Origin of the sequence: Aphanothece sacrum FPU1 (genome assembly GCF_003864295.1) — a bacterium.
Lineage (GTDB): Bacteria > Cyanobacteriota > Cyanobacteriia > Cyanobacteriales > Microcystaceae > Aphanothece_B > Aphanothece_B sacrum.
This window is the reverse complement of the sequence record NZ_BDQK01000014.1, coordinates 178,096-193,293: the sequence shown is the minus strand read 5'-3', so window position 1 is coordinate 193,293 and position 15,198 is coordinate 178,096. Positions and strand designations below refer to the sequence as shown.

Below are 15,198 nucleotides of genomic sequence, written 5' to 3'. Positions count from 1 at the left end.
TTATTTCTTTCTAATTATTGCTATAATTATTTAGTCTTAAGATTTAAGGATTTCATTGAAGTTTATGATTAATGAGTTAATTCAGTTTATATTTTTAGGAATAACAACAAGTTATCATGTTTGGGCAAGTTGGCGAGATCCTTATCGAAAAAATCCTCCAGGACAATTAATCGATATGGGAGGATATAACCTACATATTTATTGTCAAGGACAAGGAGATATTACCGTTATTCTTGATCATAGTTTAGGAGGAATTGATGGTTATTTTTTAATAGAAGATATTGCCAAAATAACTAAAGTATGTATTTATGATAGAGGGGGATATGGTTGGAGTGATGCAAGTCCGAAAAAACGATGTAGTCAAGTCATTGTTCAAGAATTAGACGAACTTTTACAACGAGCTAATATTCAACCACCTTATCTCTTAGTTGGAGATTCTTTTGGCAGTTATAATATGCGACTGTATGCTCATTATTTCCCTGAAAAAGTAAGGGGACTTATTTTCACAGATGGATTACATGAAGAAGGAATGTTAACTCTTTCTCCTCAACTAAAGTTACTAAAATTATTTTTTATTTCAGGATTTTTTCTGTCTATATTTGGCTCAATATTAGGTTTAGTTAGATTATTAGGAACTTTGAAAATCTTTGAATTAATTAAACCCGAATTAAAACAATTTTCTCCTACTATTTTAGCAAAAGTTAAACGTTCTTTTTATCATTATCAACATTGGTTAACCATGGGACAAGAGATGATTAATTTAGATCTAAGTGGTCAACAAATGAGGAAAGCTAATGATTTAGGAGATCTACCGTTAATTAGTATTAAAGCAAAAACCTTTTTTAAGTCTTCTCCTTGGAACTTTTATTTACCTTTAAAAGCGGCAGATCAATTGAGAGATAAAATGCAGATAGCTATCCTAAATATTTCGTCAAATTCTCAACAAATTCAAGCTTATAATAGTAGTCATTTTGTGTGGATAGATGAACCAGAAATCATTATTTCGGCGATTAAACAATTAATTGATAATAGTTAAATCAATAATTAATAAAAGGCTAAAGCCTTATACTATAAAAATGAAGTCCGACGAGCGCGGACTAATTTATAGGTGTGGAACGCCGCATCTTGCCTGTTTTGTATAGCTTAACTATGAAAGAGTTATACTTTATTATTTGCGATAATAAAGTATAACTTGTACGGTAAAATCTAGATTACCAACTACCTCGTTTACCATTAGGCATAACCGTTCTCCAATTAGTTTTAGCTGAGGCTAATTGAGATTCAGTAACTTGAGCCGAACTCAAATCAACACCACAGAGATTAGTTCCTTGTAAATTAGCATATTTAAGATTAGCACCAAACAAATTAGCCCCTCGTAAATCCGCCCCACTCAAATCAGCATAACCTAGATAAGCATCACTTAAATTGGCATTTTTCATAATAGTTTGACTTAAATTAGCTCGCCCAAAATCAGCACGAGATAATTCAGCCCCTTGTAAATTAGCACGGCTTAATTTTGATTCATAAAAATTAATTCCTGGGAGAAAAGCCTTATTAAGATCAAGATCATTTAATTCCTGTTGAGCAAAATCTCGTCGTCCTTTTTCATAAGCCATTAAGATAGTTTTAGGATTCCATTTAGTAGGTTTCTTGATTGAGCTTTCAGAAGCATTATTGTTACTGGAACTGCCACGACGACGGGCAATAGGGGCGAAATTATAACCCACGTTACCCACAGGAGCCATTGCACCCGCTCCCATAGAAGTAGAAACAGTACCACCGACTTCTGTATTAATGGCAGAAACAGGCATTCCTGACGAGATCTTAGTATTAGGTTGGCCAAAACTTTGGGATTGTGTCGAACGATTAATAACACCAGTATTAATTCGTGTACTGGCAGAAGAACTAAATCCAGTGATCATCGTCGTCATACCTTGCTGCATCCCTTCATCATAGGGAGCCATTGCCATCGCATCTAACACTTCTTGTGCTGATTTATAGCGATGTTTGACGGTGATTTCTAGCATTTTTTTCAGGACTTTAGTCAAAGAGTCACTGATTCGTACATAATTATTCCAAGCAATTTCTCCGGTTTCTGGGTCACAACCAATATCTTTAGGAGTTTGTCCCGTTAATAAATAAATACAGGTAACACCAACCGCATAAATATCGCTCGCATAAACCGGACGCATGGCCATTTGTTCAGGAGGGGCAAAACCAGCTGTTCCCACCGCAAAAGCAGTTAACGCAGTTTGAGCAGAGGAACTGTTAGCTATCATAGAGTTAACTTGATTTTTAACGGCCCCAAAATCGATTAAAACTAGTTTACGATCTTTATGAGAGCGAATTAGGTTAGCGGGTTTAATATCACGGTGAATCACCTTTTGAGAGTGGATGTATTGCAGAATGGGTAAGAGTTCGGTTAAAAATTGTTTAATTCCTGCTTCACTAAGTGTTCCACTCTTTTTGACTTCCTGGTGAAGGTTATAACCTTTGACGTATTCTTGGACGAGATAAAATTCCTGATTTTGCTCAAAATAGTCGAGTAATCGGGGAACTTGGGGATGATTTCCCACAATGCCTAAAGTTTGAGCCTCTCGTTCAAATAATTCTTTGGCCATTTTATAAATTTGAGGGTCATCTGTGGCTGGACGTAATTGTTTTACTACACAGATGGGAGTCCCCGGTAGAGTCAAATCAGCGGCCCCAAAGGTTGCTCCAAAACCCCCTTTCCCCAAGATACCTAATGGTTGATAACGGTTGTTAAGACGTAATTGACAGCCACAGGTTTGACAAACCTGGACATTATTGGGGTTTTTCGGCTGTGGACAGGAAGGATTTACACAGTAGCTCATTCAATCTCACCGATATCATTGGTTTTGACGTTGACCTATCGGATGCAAAATGCGGTCAAGATAATGATTTAAGAGTCGTCTACTTGTAATATTCCCCAACATTCCCTTAAAGTAACAAACTAAGACTAAAATTTACCTATCTTTCTTGTCCAAGTTCTCAAAATAACCCAGGAGTTACCCATTGACAGATAGACTAAAATATGCTATAAAAGCAAAATAGCTTGTAATTAAGTCGATTATACCAGAATCTGATCAAGTCGGGGCATGGCGATAATAAGTTAATGATTTTAAAAACAAGCTCACTATTAACTTGTAGGGGCATGGCGATAATAAGTTGATGGTTTTCAGGACAATATAACTAATGCCATGCCCCTACCGTAAGTACCTGGACAAAAACAAAAATTCTCAAACACATCAAAAAGCACCCCCTTTATAGAGAGTGCTTTTTATTAATTATTCAGTTTTATTTAATCAAGGAATTAACCATTGATAGCGGGAGCAGAAATAGGTTCAGCAGAAGCTAAATCTAAGGGGAAGTTGTGAGCGTTGCGCTCGTGCATTACTTCCATCCCGATACCAGCACGGTTTAATACATCAGCCCAGGTTCCGATTACACGACCTTGTGAGTCTAAAATCGATTGGTTGAAGTTAAATCCGTTGAGGTTGAAAGCCATGGTGGACACACCCATTGCGGTGAACCAAATACCGATGACAGGCCATGCTCCTAAAAAGAAGTGTAAAGCGCGGCTGTTGTTAAAAGAAGCGTATTGGAAGATTAAACGGCCAAAGTAACCATGAGCAGCTACAATGTTGTAGGTTTCTTCTTCTTGTCCAAACTTGTAACCGTAGTTTAAAGACTCGATTTCAGTGGTTTCACGAACTAAAGAAGAGGTTACTAAAGAACCGTGCATCGCGGAGAACAAAGAACCACCAAAGACACCAGCAACTCCCAACATATGGAAGGGGTGCATCAAAATGTTGTGTTCAGCTTGGAACACGAACATGAAGTTGAAGGTTCCAGAGATTCCTAAAGGCATACCATCAGAGAAAGAACCTTGTCCGATGGGATAGATTAAGAATACTGCAGTTGCCGCAGATACAGGTGCGCTGTAAGCGACACAAATCCAAGGACGCATTCCTAAACGGTAGGAGAGTTCCCACTGACGACCCATGTAGCAGAAAATACCAATTAAGAAGTGGAAAACCACTAATTGGTAAGGGCCGCCGTTGTAGAGCCATTCATCAAGAGAAGCTGCTTCCCAAATAGGATAAAAATGTAATCCGATAGCGTTAGAAGAAGGAACAACTGCACCAGAGATGATGTTGTTTCCATAAAGCAAAGAACCAGCAACTGGTTCACGGATACCATCGATGTCTACGGGAGGAGCAGCGATGAAAGCGATGATGAAGCAAGTGGCAGCAGTTAAGAGGGTGGGGATCATTAAAGTACCGAACCAACCTACATAAATGCGGTTGTTGGTGCTTGTTACCCACTGACAGAACTGTTCCCATACGGAAACGCTCTCGCGTTGTTGTAAGGTAGTGGTCATGTGCTTATAATTCCTGTATTAATTTGTCAAGGTACGATAACGTTGGCTTTTTGCCTTGCGGCTGTTTGCCTTTTGTATGATGATATCATCTTAGCTAATTTGTAACGCTTTGTAAAGGGCTTTAACAATAGTATTACTTGTCGGAGTCATAAGTTAAACTTATCAGTTGATAATTATCCATTGTTGAGCAAAAACAAGCGATCGTCACTGTATGTTATCGTTATGTGAACTCATCCTAAATAGTCTTAGGATTGTCATTTAAACTAATAAAACCAATATAACGCTAGTCTTTGACTGACTAAGGCTCATGTTACTTTCCCTTGCTAATGCTTTTATTAAACGACCCGTTTTAACTACCGTTTGTAGTATTGTGATTGTGCTACTGGGAACGATTTCTATGGCTATGTTGCCTTTGGATAAGTTACCGGAAATTGCCCCCAAAAAAGTGGCTGTAACGGCTAATTACATCGGTGCTGATGCTAAAACGACAGAAGACAACGTGACGACTGTTTTAGAACGAGAAATCAACGGAACTGAACAAGTAAGATGGATTGATTCCTTTACCGATAATACTGGCAATGTTTCGGTTAACGTGACGTTTCCGACGGAAATGAATCGTAATACGGCTCAAGTTTTAGTACAAAACCGAGTTTCCCAAGCTCAATCGACTTTACCTTCGGTAGTAAACCAAGCTGGAATCAGAACCAATACGCAGTCCCCCAGTTTAACCCTTGTTTATGGGTTTTATGCGGAAAATGGCCCCAATGGTAAACCCATTTATGACAAAACTTTTATTTATAATTACGTTGATCGCTACATCTCCAATGAGATGAAAGGTTTGCCAGGAGTAGGTTCTGTCGGACTGTTTGGGGGGGCAAATTATGCTATGAGAATTTGGCTTGAACCTGATAAATTAGCGGCTAGAGGACTCACCGCTTTAGATGTAGTTGCTATCATTAATGAACAGAATTTTGAGGTGGGAATCGGAAGAATTGGACAACAACCCGCGCCTCCTGAACAGCAATTTGAATTTCCCTTACGGGTTGCTGGACGATTTACTAACGTCGAAGAAGCAGAAAATATGGTGGTAAAAGTCGGAGAAGATGGTACTCTGATCCGCATTGGTGATGTGGGACGAGCCGAATTAGGCATGGAAAACTATGATACCTTAGTAGATGTAGATGGTCAGCCGGGTGTGGCTTTTTTAATCTATCAATTACCTGGAAGCAATGCTTTAGAAACGGCGCAAGCTGCTAAAGATAAAATGGCACAATTAGAACCCAGTTTTCCCCCTGGTTTAAAAGTAATTGTTGGCTTAGATAATACTCTATTTGTTGAAGAACAACATGGGCCATTAGGGATCTTTTTTCGTTGGTTTAACCGATGTTTTGAATTTATTCGAGGAGGTTATCGTCGTTTTGTCACCTTTCTTACCCACATTAAAATTATCGTTATGGCGATATTTATTGGGGGATTAATTGCTACTTGGTGGATATATACGACAATGCCATCAGGGTTTATTCCGGCTGAAGATCAAGGCTATTTTTTTGCTCTTACGGAAGCTCCTCCAGGGGTTTCTCTTAACTATACTTATGCCATTGATCAACAAACAACTAAAATTGTTCAAAACATGGAAAATGCTGATCAAGTTTTAGATCATGTGATTAACTTGACGGGATTTTCTTTTGAAGGAAGAAATGCGAATAAATCTCTGACTTTTATTAAGTTACGACCTTGGGAAGAACGCCCCGGCCCACAAAAATCAGCCTTTGGTATTATCCAAAATCTTAATCGATCCTTTGCTCAACAAATTTCTGGAGCCAGAGTTTTTGCTGCTAATGCGCCTCCAGTAGATGGTTTAAGTAGTTTTGAAGGTTCAGAAATCTTTATCCAAGATCGTCAATTAAAAGGCATGAATGCTTTAATTGATAATACTCAAAGGGTAATAGCCGCCGCTAATAAACGACCTGAAATTGGGCGAACTTTTACCACATTTACCTTTAATAGTCCCTTGATCACCATGTCTATTGATCGGGAAAAAGCCAAGGCCCAAAATGTTGACATTCAAGATATTTTAAGAACCTTACAAACCTATATTGGTTCAAATTTTGTCAATCAATTTGTCTTTGAAGGTCGTCTATATCGGGTTTATGCTCAAGCGGAAGCAGAAGATCGAGACAACCCTGAAGATATTGGTCGTTTGTATGTGCGATCGCGTGATGGGACTATGGTTCAATTAAGTAATTTAGTCACTCCCGAAAGAACTACCTATCCCCCAATTTTAACCCGTTTTAAGACCTATCCTGCCATTAAATTAATTGCTTCTCCTGCCCCTGGTTATAGTTCAGGACAGGTGATCAAAGTGATGGAAGAAGTCGCTAATGAGGTATTACAACCAGGATTTGGCTATGAATGGACTAATACGGCAGCAGAGGAAAAAACCTCTGGTGGTGCGGCCCCTATTGTTTTTGGTCTAGCATTTGTCATGGTATTTTTGGTTCTAGCTGCCCAGTATGAAAGCTATGTTGACCCCACAATCATTTTATTAACGGTTCCTTTGGCTATTTTGGGCGCATTAGGGGCCATTTGGTTACGGGTTGCTTTTGTACAAACTGCTCCGTTTAACCCAGGAAACGGCATCTGGCCCATTTTAAACAATGATATGTATGCTCAGGTCGCCTTGGTTATGTTAATTGGTTTAGCGGCGAAAAATGCGATTCTTATCGTTGAATTTGCTAACCAAGCTCGTGCTTTAGGAATGACTATTGCTCAAGCGGCTATTAGTGCTGCTGAAGAACGTTTACGACCTATTTTAATGACAGCAGTTTCGTCCTTAGTTGGGTTTGCTCCCCTATTAAGTGCGTCTAGTGTGGGAGCGGTTAGTCGTTGGTCTTTAGGAACTGCAATTTTTGGCGGGTTAGCATTAGCAACGGTGTTAAGTTTAGTTTTAGTTCCTATTCTTTATATTGTGATTAAAAACTTTGAAAAATATATCCTTGAAGGAGGTAAAAAACCGCCTAAACCTCCTGGAAAGAGTCGCAGAAAATCTAAAAAAACATTTGTCACTCCTGTTGAAAAAGAAGAAGAAGTAACCCCCATTTTTAAAGCTTCTTCTCAAAATGATTAGACTTGTTTGAAAAGTTTTTCATGGTATAATTATTTCTGTCAATAGAAACTTTTTACAACTATTTTAACCTGAGTTCCACTTCTTTAATTTAAAATTTAAATATGAAACTGCAAACTCTAAAATCAACAGTAAAATCTCAAATCAAAATCATTACACAAGATGTTCTAGAACATATTTTTAATCCAGAACGAGCTATCGACTATTAACTTCGGAGAAAATAACGATAATGTTTAAAAAATGGACATTTAATGATTGGATGAATCATCTATTATTTATTGGCACAATCTTATTGTTAGTCTATTCTTTTCTGTTTATGTAAAATGAAACAAATTGTTATAATCTTAAGCAAATTGATAGGATTAAGAGATAATAGAAATAGGAATCAAATACATTTATTAAACAATTTGTCAAGTTTAAAAAGATGAACTTTCGAGTGATTATTTTTTCAGGAATTATGACAGCACTAATCGGTGCTATGATGGGTTTGGCTGTGGCTAAAATTGCTCAACGGGAGCAACGTCAACCTATTCTTATTATTGGAGGAGCAACTGTAGGATTTGTGATTGGTGCCTTTCAATCATCGGTTCAACAGCGACAAAAACTCAGAGATGAAGAATATGAAGAATCTGAGGAATAAACATTTTTACTTGTGGACACTAGCATCAGGGAAAAAGGGCGGGTTTATTCAACTTTTTTGTGAGCATCATCAAAGAGGGGCGGGTTTATTCAACTTTTTTGTGAGCATCATAAATCCTCTAAAAAACCCGCCCCTACAAAAACCCTCCCCTATAAATTTTTAGGTTCTACCGGACAAGTTATGCTAAATTATTACAAATAATAGACCTTAACTCGTTCATAGTTAAGCTATACAAACAAAGGTTGCCTACGCAACCTATAATGGCAGTCCACGAAGGTGGACTTCGTTTTTATAGGATAAGGCTTTAGCCTTTTATAAATTGTTAGTTTAGCATAGTAAGTCCGGTAGAACCAATTTTTATTAAAATTATGTTTTTAATCCTTTGAGAGATTTTAGTTTTTGTTGTTCAGTTAATCTTTTACTTTGAATCAAAACATAAAACTTTCCTAAACCCATTGGATCAATTAATTGATGTAGAGCATCTCGACGTTGAAAAATTTCTGTTAAACTATATTGGCCATTGGATAATTCTGATAAGCGATCGCCTAATCCTAATCCCATTAAAAATAAACCTTGTTGTGTTAATCCAACTGTTTCTAATCCTAATAGTTTACCTTGGTTTTCTAGGGCTGTAAAATCAACATGAGCAGTTATATCTTGCTCTCCAATATTAACATAAAGGTTATCATGATGACGATGTTGATAATAACATTTTAAAGTTCCTTGATATCGTTGAGAATGATAATATTTCTGGGCAGTATAACCATAATCAATGGTTAATATATAACCCCGATTTAATTTATTAGTGACTGTAGTTAACCAATCTAACGCATTTAAGTTAACTTCACTATAATAATTTTCTGGATAATCATCAGAAGGCAGATTAATATTAATTAATTGAAAATAATCTAGTAATCTTGGAGTTGAAATATCTTTGACCACTTCTTGAAGTTTTCCTTCAGATACAGTGACATAAATTTCTTTAAGTTGTTGCTCTTTAATAATAATTTTATGAACTGGTAAAGCATCAATTAACTCATTACTAAAAATACAACCAGTAATTGAATTATAATTAATATCTAACCAATCTTGCCAAATAATATTAGAAAATTCTGTTAATAAATTTCTCTGTTTTTTAATTGATTCAGGTGATTTTTCAACTATAATATAGTTAATTTTAGAATAAAAATCATGATATTTTTCTTGTAAATAGCTAAGAATATCTGCGGCGAAATAACCTGATCCTGCCCCTATTTCTACTAAAGTAAACGTAATAGGATATCCCATAACTTCCCACATTTCTCTAAATTGTTCTGCTAATAATTCAGCAAAATCTGACCCTAAAGATGAAGCAGTGAAAAAGTCACCCTGAGAACCTATTTCAACTTTTCCAGAGGAATAATAGCCATGTTCAGGATGATAGAGAGCTAAATTCATGAATTCAGCAAAAGTAATCGCTTGCTCAGGACTTTGTTGAATGGTGTCAATAATAAACTGCATAAAAAATAGGTAATTAATAATTTTTATTTAATAATTGTGGAACAGGTACCTTGTCGGTTTTACCGGACAATTTATGCTAAATTATTACAAATAATAGATCTTAACTCGTTCATAGTTAAGCTATACAAACAAAGGTTGCCTACGCAACCTATAATGGCAGTCCACGAAGGTGGACTTAGTTTTTATAGGATAAGGCTTTAGCCTTTTATTAATTGTAGAACAGGCATCTTGCCTGTTCTACATTGACATCTAATTTAAGTAATAATCTACAAAAGCTTGACGAATTTCTTCAATTCTTTGACGATTTACCCCTAAATCAGACTCACCTAAACGGGAAGCTGAACGTACATCAATAATAGATTTTTCAGGATTTAAAAAAAACTCAACATCGTCTACAAAACCCATCCATTTACTGGTAAATTGAGCGTAAAGATACTGATCAGTTTCAGCGATAATTTTACTTCTTTCTTGCTGATTAATAATCTTTTTAAGAGTTGCGATCGCATCAGAAGTGCTACCCTGATAAGAGAAAGGTGCAATAGAATGTTCTGCCTCTTGACTTTGAGAACTAACACAATTAGGAGTAGTGGGACAAACTGCCAATTTTCCCTCAATTATGCCCAAATTATTGGGGGGTGTCCCCACAAAAAGGGTAGGACTATCAGGAAAAATAACCCTAACTCCCAACCAAAGCAAGACAACCCCTAATAAAATAATTATCGTCAGGAATCTGGGTTTAATGGGTTTTGATGAATCCTTAGTTACAGACATAGCCTAATTGTTACGTAAATTTAACTGATCAACTTTAATTAACTTAACATTTAAAGAGGGGATAATTTAGAGAAAGATATTACCCGACTTATTCCCTTAAATTTTTAGTGTAATTAGGAGTTTTTTTCATGTTTCTAGACGAATTTCAGCCAATTGTTCAAGAATTACTGCAACAACCTCTAGCTTTTATGGGAGGTATTGTTTCTGGTGCACTCAGACTCAAACTTTCAGAAGACCCCTTAAAAAGTTGGTTAGAGAAACAGGGAGTTACCACATTTACTTATACGGATAGTACTCATGATAACGGCAGTGGCCCCCAAACCATCTCTATTGACTAAAAATTGATGGTTATTGTAGGGTCAATTTATGAATTGACCCTACAAATCATGCTGAATCAAAGCCTGAGCTTAATCTTTATTCTGCTATAATAGGGAAAAGATTAACTTTAAAAATATGCTTAACACCCAAGAAATTTCTAATTCTGCTCAATCTATTGCCCGTGAACTTGGCATTACTAAATATGATATTTATGGATCATCTGTTGATGAAACTAGCGTTGAAGTTGATAACGGTGAACCAAAACAAGTTCAAGCTTCTAATCGTTCTAGTGTAATTGTTCGAGTATGGAATGAGCAAGAAATGGTAGGAGTAACAACTACAACTGATTTAGATATTCAAGGTCTTCAATTAGCTTTAAAAACAGCCCAGGAAGCTAGTTTATTGGGTAATAAAGATAACCCTCCTGAGTTTAGTCCTGAAGCGAAAGAACCCCTTCCTAATGTCTCTGATGAAGTAGTTGAACCGGCCCCAGTTCCTGTTTTAATGGAGACTTTAATTAAGGCTGAAAAAACATTATTAGAAGCTCATCCCGCTATTATGGGAGTTCCTTATAATGGGTTATCTCAAGAAGATATTGCCCGTTTTTATCTTAATAGTGATGGAGCTTTACGACAAGAAACTCGTTCCTATGCTTCTATTTATTTGTATAGTCGCACTGAACAAGAAGGCAAAAAACCTCGTGGTGCAAGTGCGATGAAAATTAGTCATGGTTTATCAGATTTGGATATTGATGGCTGTTTAAAAGAAGTGACAGAAAAGACAATTAGTCATATTAATTATCAGTCTATTCCTTCTGGAAAATATAGAGTTGTTTTCTCACCAACTGCATTTTTAAGTCTCATTAGCGCGTTTTCTAATCTATTTAATGCTCAAAATATTTTAGATAAACAAAGTCTTTCAACTCCTGAGTCTTTGGGAACAGAAATTGCTTCTCCTTTACTTTGTCTTTGCGATAATGCTCTCCATCCTGATAATATCGGAGCAGAAACTTTTGATGGAGAAGGAACCCCAACTCGTCCGGTAGATATTATTAAAAATGGGATTCTTACAGGGTTATTACACAGTACAGGAACCGCTAAACGGATGAATTCTAAGCCTACTGGACACGCAAATATTGGGTCTAAGGTAACTGTAGGTTCTCATTTTTATCATGTTTTTACATCTGAAGAAAATGCGCCTCAATATAGTTTAGATGAATCTGAAAATGTTATCTTAATTGATCGTTTACAGGCACTTCATGCAGGGGTTAATGCGTTACAAGGCTCATTTTCCCTTCCCTTTGATGGTTGGTTAGTTAATAAGGGAGAATTAATTAGTATTGATGCGGCAACGGTTGCAGGAGATTATTTAGAGTTATTAAAATCAATTATTTGTGTCGAAACTGAAGCAGAAGTTACTCCTAGAGGTGTTTGTCCGAGAGTTTGGGTTAATGAATTATCCGTAACAGGAGAATAGATTAACATGAGATAAACTCCCCTATAATTAGGGGAGATATAGTTCAATTATTAATGAGATTATTGAGATTATGACTGAGTTTTCTTGGACAAAAAATTGGTATCCTATTTTTCCTTTAAGTTATATTGATCCTTCCGTTCCTACTTCCATAACTATTCTGGATAAAAAGTTAGTAATTTGGCGAGATAAAAATGATAAATGGAGTGTTATGGATGATCAATGTCCTCATAAATTAGCACAATTATCTAAGGGAACTATTAAAGAAGATGGAACCCTAATGTGTAGACATCATGGATGGTGTTTTAACGGGGAGGGACAATGTACAACTATTCCTATGTTAGTCGGAAATGAGGCTTTAGAAACTGCTTGTAATAGTTTAAGATCTCAGGTAAAAATTTATCCCACTCAAATTAATCAGGGACTTCTTTGGGTGTGGCCAGATAATAGTATCACTCCGTTTGAAGACTCTAATAATAAACAACCTGCAACCATTCCTGAATGTGGACTAGATAGTAATTCAACAGACTGGTATATGTCGGAAGTTCCTGTAGGTTATACTGTCTCATTAGAAAGTAGTTTTGATCCGTCTCATGCTCAATTTTTACATGAAGGAATTGCTGGTTTTTCTCCTGAGAAAACAGTCCCCATCAGTCGTTTTGAAACAGTTGGAGAAATATCCGCAGAAACTGGATTTACCCTAAAGCATACAGGTTATAATAGCGTTAATCAAGATATGGATGCAATGCGGCAATTTACGCCTCCTTGTTGTAATACGACTATATATGAGTATACTAATGGGGCAAAATTTTTATTTCAATTATACTTTATTCCCACAAAACCTGGATATTGTCGCTATATTGGTAAAGTAATTTCTAATCAGAATTTTAGTTCAAATAATATTTTATTAAACAGTTTACCCAAAAATTTACGGACAGGTTTTAGTCATTTATTTAACTATAAATTAAGCGATCAAAATTTATCGATCATGCACTCTCAAGAAGTTATTCAGTCAACTTTAGATCAATCTTGGAATAAAGCTTATTTTTTGCCTTCTCCGGCTGATCTTGGGATTATTACCTTTAGAAAATGGCTAGATGAATTTGCTAATAATGGCCCTTTTTCTGAAAATCATAATAATAACAAGTATCAAGAATTGACCGATGAACAATTATATGATAGATGGTATCGACACACTCAATATTGTCCGAGTTGTCGGAGTGCAGTTATCTTTCTAGATAAATTACAAAAATATGGTCAAATCTTAACTATGATTTTAGTGGTAATAACCCTTATTGTTATTTTGATACCTATTTCAATTAAATGGGGAATAGTCTCAACCATTTTAGCAATTATTATCATCTTATTATCTAATAAAATCGATGACATAAGATATCTTTTTATGAGTAGTTTGCCCAAAAAAGGATTACCCATTGTTAATCTTTATACTGACATAAAAAAATAATTTCGCTTCTACTTGACTTACTCTGTTAAACTAATAATTAATGAAAGGCTAAAGCCTTATTCTATAAAAACGAAGTCCGCCTTCGCCGACAGCAATTATTCGGTTGCGTAGGCAATCTTTGTTTGTATAGCTTAACTCTTTAGAGTTAAAGTCTATAAGTATTAATTATCAATTGTTAATATTGGATCTAAATGAGAACTGTTATAATTAGGCTTAAAAGAATGAACACTTACTCTAGGAAGTCGATGTTTAAATCCACAAAGAATTTCCCAAGAAATGGTTCCTAAATTATTAGCCCAGTCATCAGCCGTAATTTCTTCCGTTCCATCTTTACCAATAATAGTAACAACTTCTCCCACTTGTAAATGACGAATATTAGTCACATCTAACATCAATTGATCCATTGTAATGGCCCCAATTTGACGAACCCGTTGCCCCCTAATTAATACTTCCATTCGGTTAGATAAATTACGGGGTACTCCATCCGCATAACCGATACCAACTACAGCAATTTTCATCAAATTATCGCTAATAAATTTATGTCCATAACTAACACCTGTTCCCGGAGGAATAGTTTTAATTTGAGTAATTTTTGTTTTGACTTGTAAGACTGATTTTAAAGAAACTTCAGAACGTAAATGAGGAGAAGGATAGAGTCCATAAATAGCTAATCCTACTCGAACTAAATCATAATGTAAACTAGGATCAGTTAAAGTTGCTGCTGAATTAGCTAAATGGAGATAAGGAGGTTGAATTCCTTGAGTTTTTAAGTTAGCGATCGCGGTTTCAAAACGCTGATGTTGTAATCTCATAATAGTGGGATCAGGATCATCAGCAGTGGCAAAATGAGAATAAATACTAGCAATATTAAGATGGGGTAATTGTTGAACTAATTTAACAAATTCTGTCGCTTGTTCCCAAGGAGTTCCTAACCGAGACATTCCCGTATCTAATTTCAGATGAACTGATAAATTTTCCCCTAATTCCGAAAGGGTTTCCGAGAAAATTAACGCTTGTTGAGGATTACATAAAGTGGGTTGTAACTGCCAATGGACAATAGCTTCAATTTCTTGAGGTGTATTAATAGCCCCTAAAATTAAGATGGGGGCTGTAATTCCGGCCTCTCGTAATTCAATTCCTTCTCCTAAAGTAGCGATCGCCAACCAACTGGCCCCCGCTTTGAGAGCAGTTTGTGCTACTTTAATAGCACCATGGCCATAAGCGTCCGCTTTTACCACAGCCATTAAACCCGTTTTAGGAGATAATAACCCTTTAATTTGCTTAATATTGTGGGTTAAAGCCCCTAAATCAATCTCTACCCAAGCACGTTGACGAATAACTTCAGAAAGATGATAATCGTAACGACTTCGAGTAATACGGTTTGAGGTAGATTCTTGACTTAACATTCTGGTTCACTCCCAACACACTCACCCAATAATGTAACTGATGGTGTTGATTTTAACAGAAATGTCGGGAGAAGTCCCCACCTATAAATTCCAAAA

General features: G+C 36.2%; 11 protein-coding genes. 6 read left to right on the top strand and 5 right to left on the bottom strand.

The window, feature by feature from the left end; all coding sequences use genetic code 11:
- Positions 1-67 precede the first annotated feature (67 nt).
- Complete coding sequence (locus AsFPU1_RS17410) at positions 68-1,036, top strand: alpha/beta fold hydrolase (protein ID WP_172957433.1); 969 nt, start codon at positions 68-70, stop codon at positions 1,034-1,036.
- Positions 1,037-1,211: 175 nt separating this feature from the next.
- Here AsFPU1_RS17410 and AsFPU1_RS17405 read toward each other — a convergent pair whose 3' ends face one another.
- Positions 1,212-2,855, bottom strand: a complete 1,644-nt coding sequence (locus AsFPU1_RS17405; protein ID WP_124971607.1) for a serine/threonine-protein kinase — start codon at positions 2,853-2,855, stop codon at positions 1,212-1,214.
- Positions 2,856-3,334: 479 nt separating this feature from the next.
- A complete protein-coding gene (gene psbA, locus AsFPU1_RS17400) occupies positions 3,335-4,405 on the bottom strand; it encodes a photosystem II q(b) protein (RefSeq protein WP_124971604.1) in 1,071 nt (356 codons plus the stop codon).
- A 307-nt stretch (positions 4,406-4,712) separates the two neighbouring features.
- Between psbA and AsFPU1_RS17395 the strand changes: the two genes are divergently transcribed.
- Positions 4,713-7,532, top strand: coding sequence for an efflux RND transporter permease subunit (locus tag AsFPU1_RS17395; protein WP_124971601.1), 2,820 nt, complete (start codon positions 4,713-4,715; stop codon positions 7,530-7,532).
- A 454-nt stretch (positions 7,533-7,986) separates the two neighbouring features.
- A complete protein-coding gene (locus tag AsFPU1_RS17390) occupies positions 7,987-8,169 on the top strand; it encodes a hypothetical protein (RefSeq protein WP_501162113.1) in 183 nt (60 codons plus the stop codon).
- 366 nt (positions 8,170-8,535) lie between these two features.
- Here AsFPU1_RS17390 and AsFPU1_RS17385 read toward each other — a convergent pair whose 3' ends face one another.
- Positions 8,536-9,669, bottom strand: a complete 1,134-nt coding sequence (locus AsFPU1_RS17385) for a class I SAM-dependent methyltransferase (RefSeq protein ID WP_124971595.1) — start codon at positions 9,667-9,669, stop codon at positions 8,536-8,538.
- A 249-nt stretch (positions 9,670-9,918) separates the two neighbouring features.
- Positions 9,919-10,440 (bottom strand): DUF1499 domain-containing protein, encoded by a 522-nt coding sequence (locus AsFPU1_RS17380; protein ID WP_124971592.1) that lies wholly within the window; start codon positions 10,438-10,440, stop codon positions 9,919-9,921.
- Positions 10,441-10,568: 128 nt separating this feature from the next.
- On the opposite strand from AsFPU1_RS17380, the gene AsFPU1_RS17375 reads away from it, so the two are divergent.
- The 3 genes from AsFPU1_RS17375 (at position 10,569) to AsFPU1_RS17365 (ending at position 13,696) form a co-directional block, all read left to right on the top strand.
- On the top strand, positions 10,569-10,778 hold the full coding sequence (locus AsFPU1_RS17375) for a ssl0294 family protein (protein WP_124971589.1): 210 nt from the start codon (positions 10,569-10,571) through the stop codon (positions 10,776-10,778).
- Between the two features lie 115 nt (positions 10,779-10,893).
- Positions 10,894-12,234: a TldD/PmbA family protein gene (locus AsFPU1_RS17370; RefSeq protein WP_124971586.1), complete on the top strand. Its 1,341-nt coding sequence runs from the start codon at positions 10,894-10,896 to the stop codon at positions 12,232-12,234.
- A gap of 70 nt (positions 12,235-12,304) precedes the next feature.
- A complete protein-coding gene (locus AsFPU1_RS17365) occupies positions 12,305-13,696 on the top strand; it encodes an aromatic ring-hydroxylating dioxygenase subunit alpha (protein WP_227873363.1) in 1,392 nt (463 codons plus the stop codon).
- Positions 13,697-13,857: 161 nt separating this feature from the next.
- On the opposite strand, the gene alr is transcribed toward AsFPU1_RS17365, so the two are convergent.
- Positions 13,858-15,102, bottom strand: coding sequence for an alanine racemase (gene alr / locus AsFPU1_RS17360; RefSeq protein ID WP_124971580.1), 1,245 nt, complete (start codon positions 15,100-15,102; stop codon positions 13,858-13,860).
- Between the last annotated feature and the right edge of the window lie 96 nt (positions 15,103-15,198).

Bases quoted from the DNA above. Each gene is read 5' to 3' on its own strand.
- AsFPU1_RS17405 (WP_124971607.1), bottom strand. From the start codon at position 2,855: ATGAGCTACTGTGTAAATCCTTCCTGTCCACAGCCGAAAAACCCCAAT.
- psbA (WP_124971604.1), bottom strand. From the start codon at position 4,405: ATGACCACTACCTTACAACAACGCGAGAGCGTTTCCGTATGGGAACAG.
- AsFPU1_RS17395 (WP_124971601.1), top strand. From the start codon at position 4,713: ATGTTACTTTCCCTTGCTAATGCTTTTATTAAACGACCCGTTTTAACT.
- AsFPU1_RS17390 (WP_501162113.1), top strand. From the start codon at position 7,987: ATGACAGCACTAATCGGTGCTATGATGGGTTTGGCTGTGGCTAAAATT.
- AsFPU1_RS17385 (WP_124971595.1), bottom strand. From the start codon at position 9,669: ATGCAGTTTATTATTGACACCATTCAACAAAGTCCTGAGCAAGCGATT.
- AsFPU1_RS17380 (WP_124971592.1), bottom strand. From the start codon at position 10,440: ATGTCTGTAACTAAGGATTCATCAAAACCCATTAAACCCAGATTCCTG.
- AsFPU1_RS17375 (WP_124971589.1), top strand. From the start codon at position 10,569: ATGTTTCTAGACGAATTTCAGCCAATTGTTCAAGAATTACTGCAACAA.
- AsFPU1_RS17370 (WP_124971586.1), top strand. From the start codon at position 10,894: ATGCTTAACACCCAAGAAATTTCTAATTCTGCTCAATCTATTGCCCGT.
- AsFPU1_RS17365 (WP_227873363.1), top strand. From the start codon at position 12,305: ATGACTGAGTTTTCTTGGACAAAAAATTGGTATCCTATTTTTCCTTTA.
- alr (WP_124971580.1), bottom strand. From the start codon at position 15,102: ATGTTAAGTCAAGAATCTACCTCAAACCGTATTACTCGAAGTCGTTAC.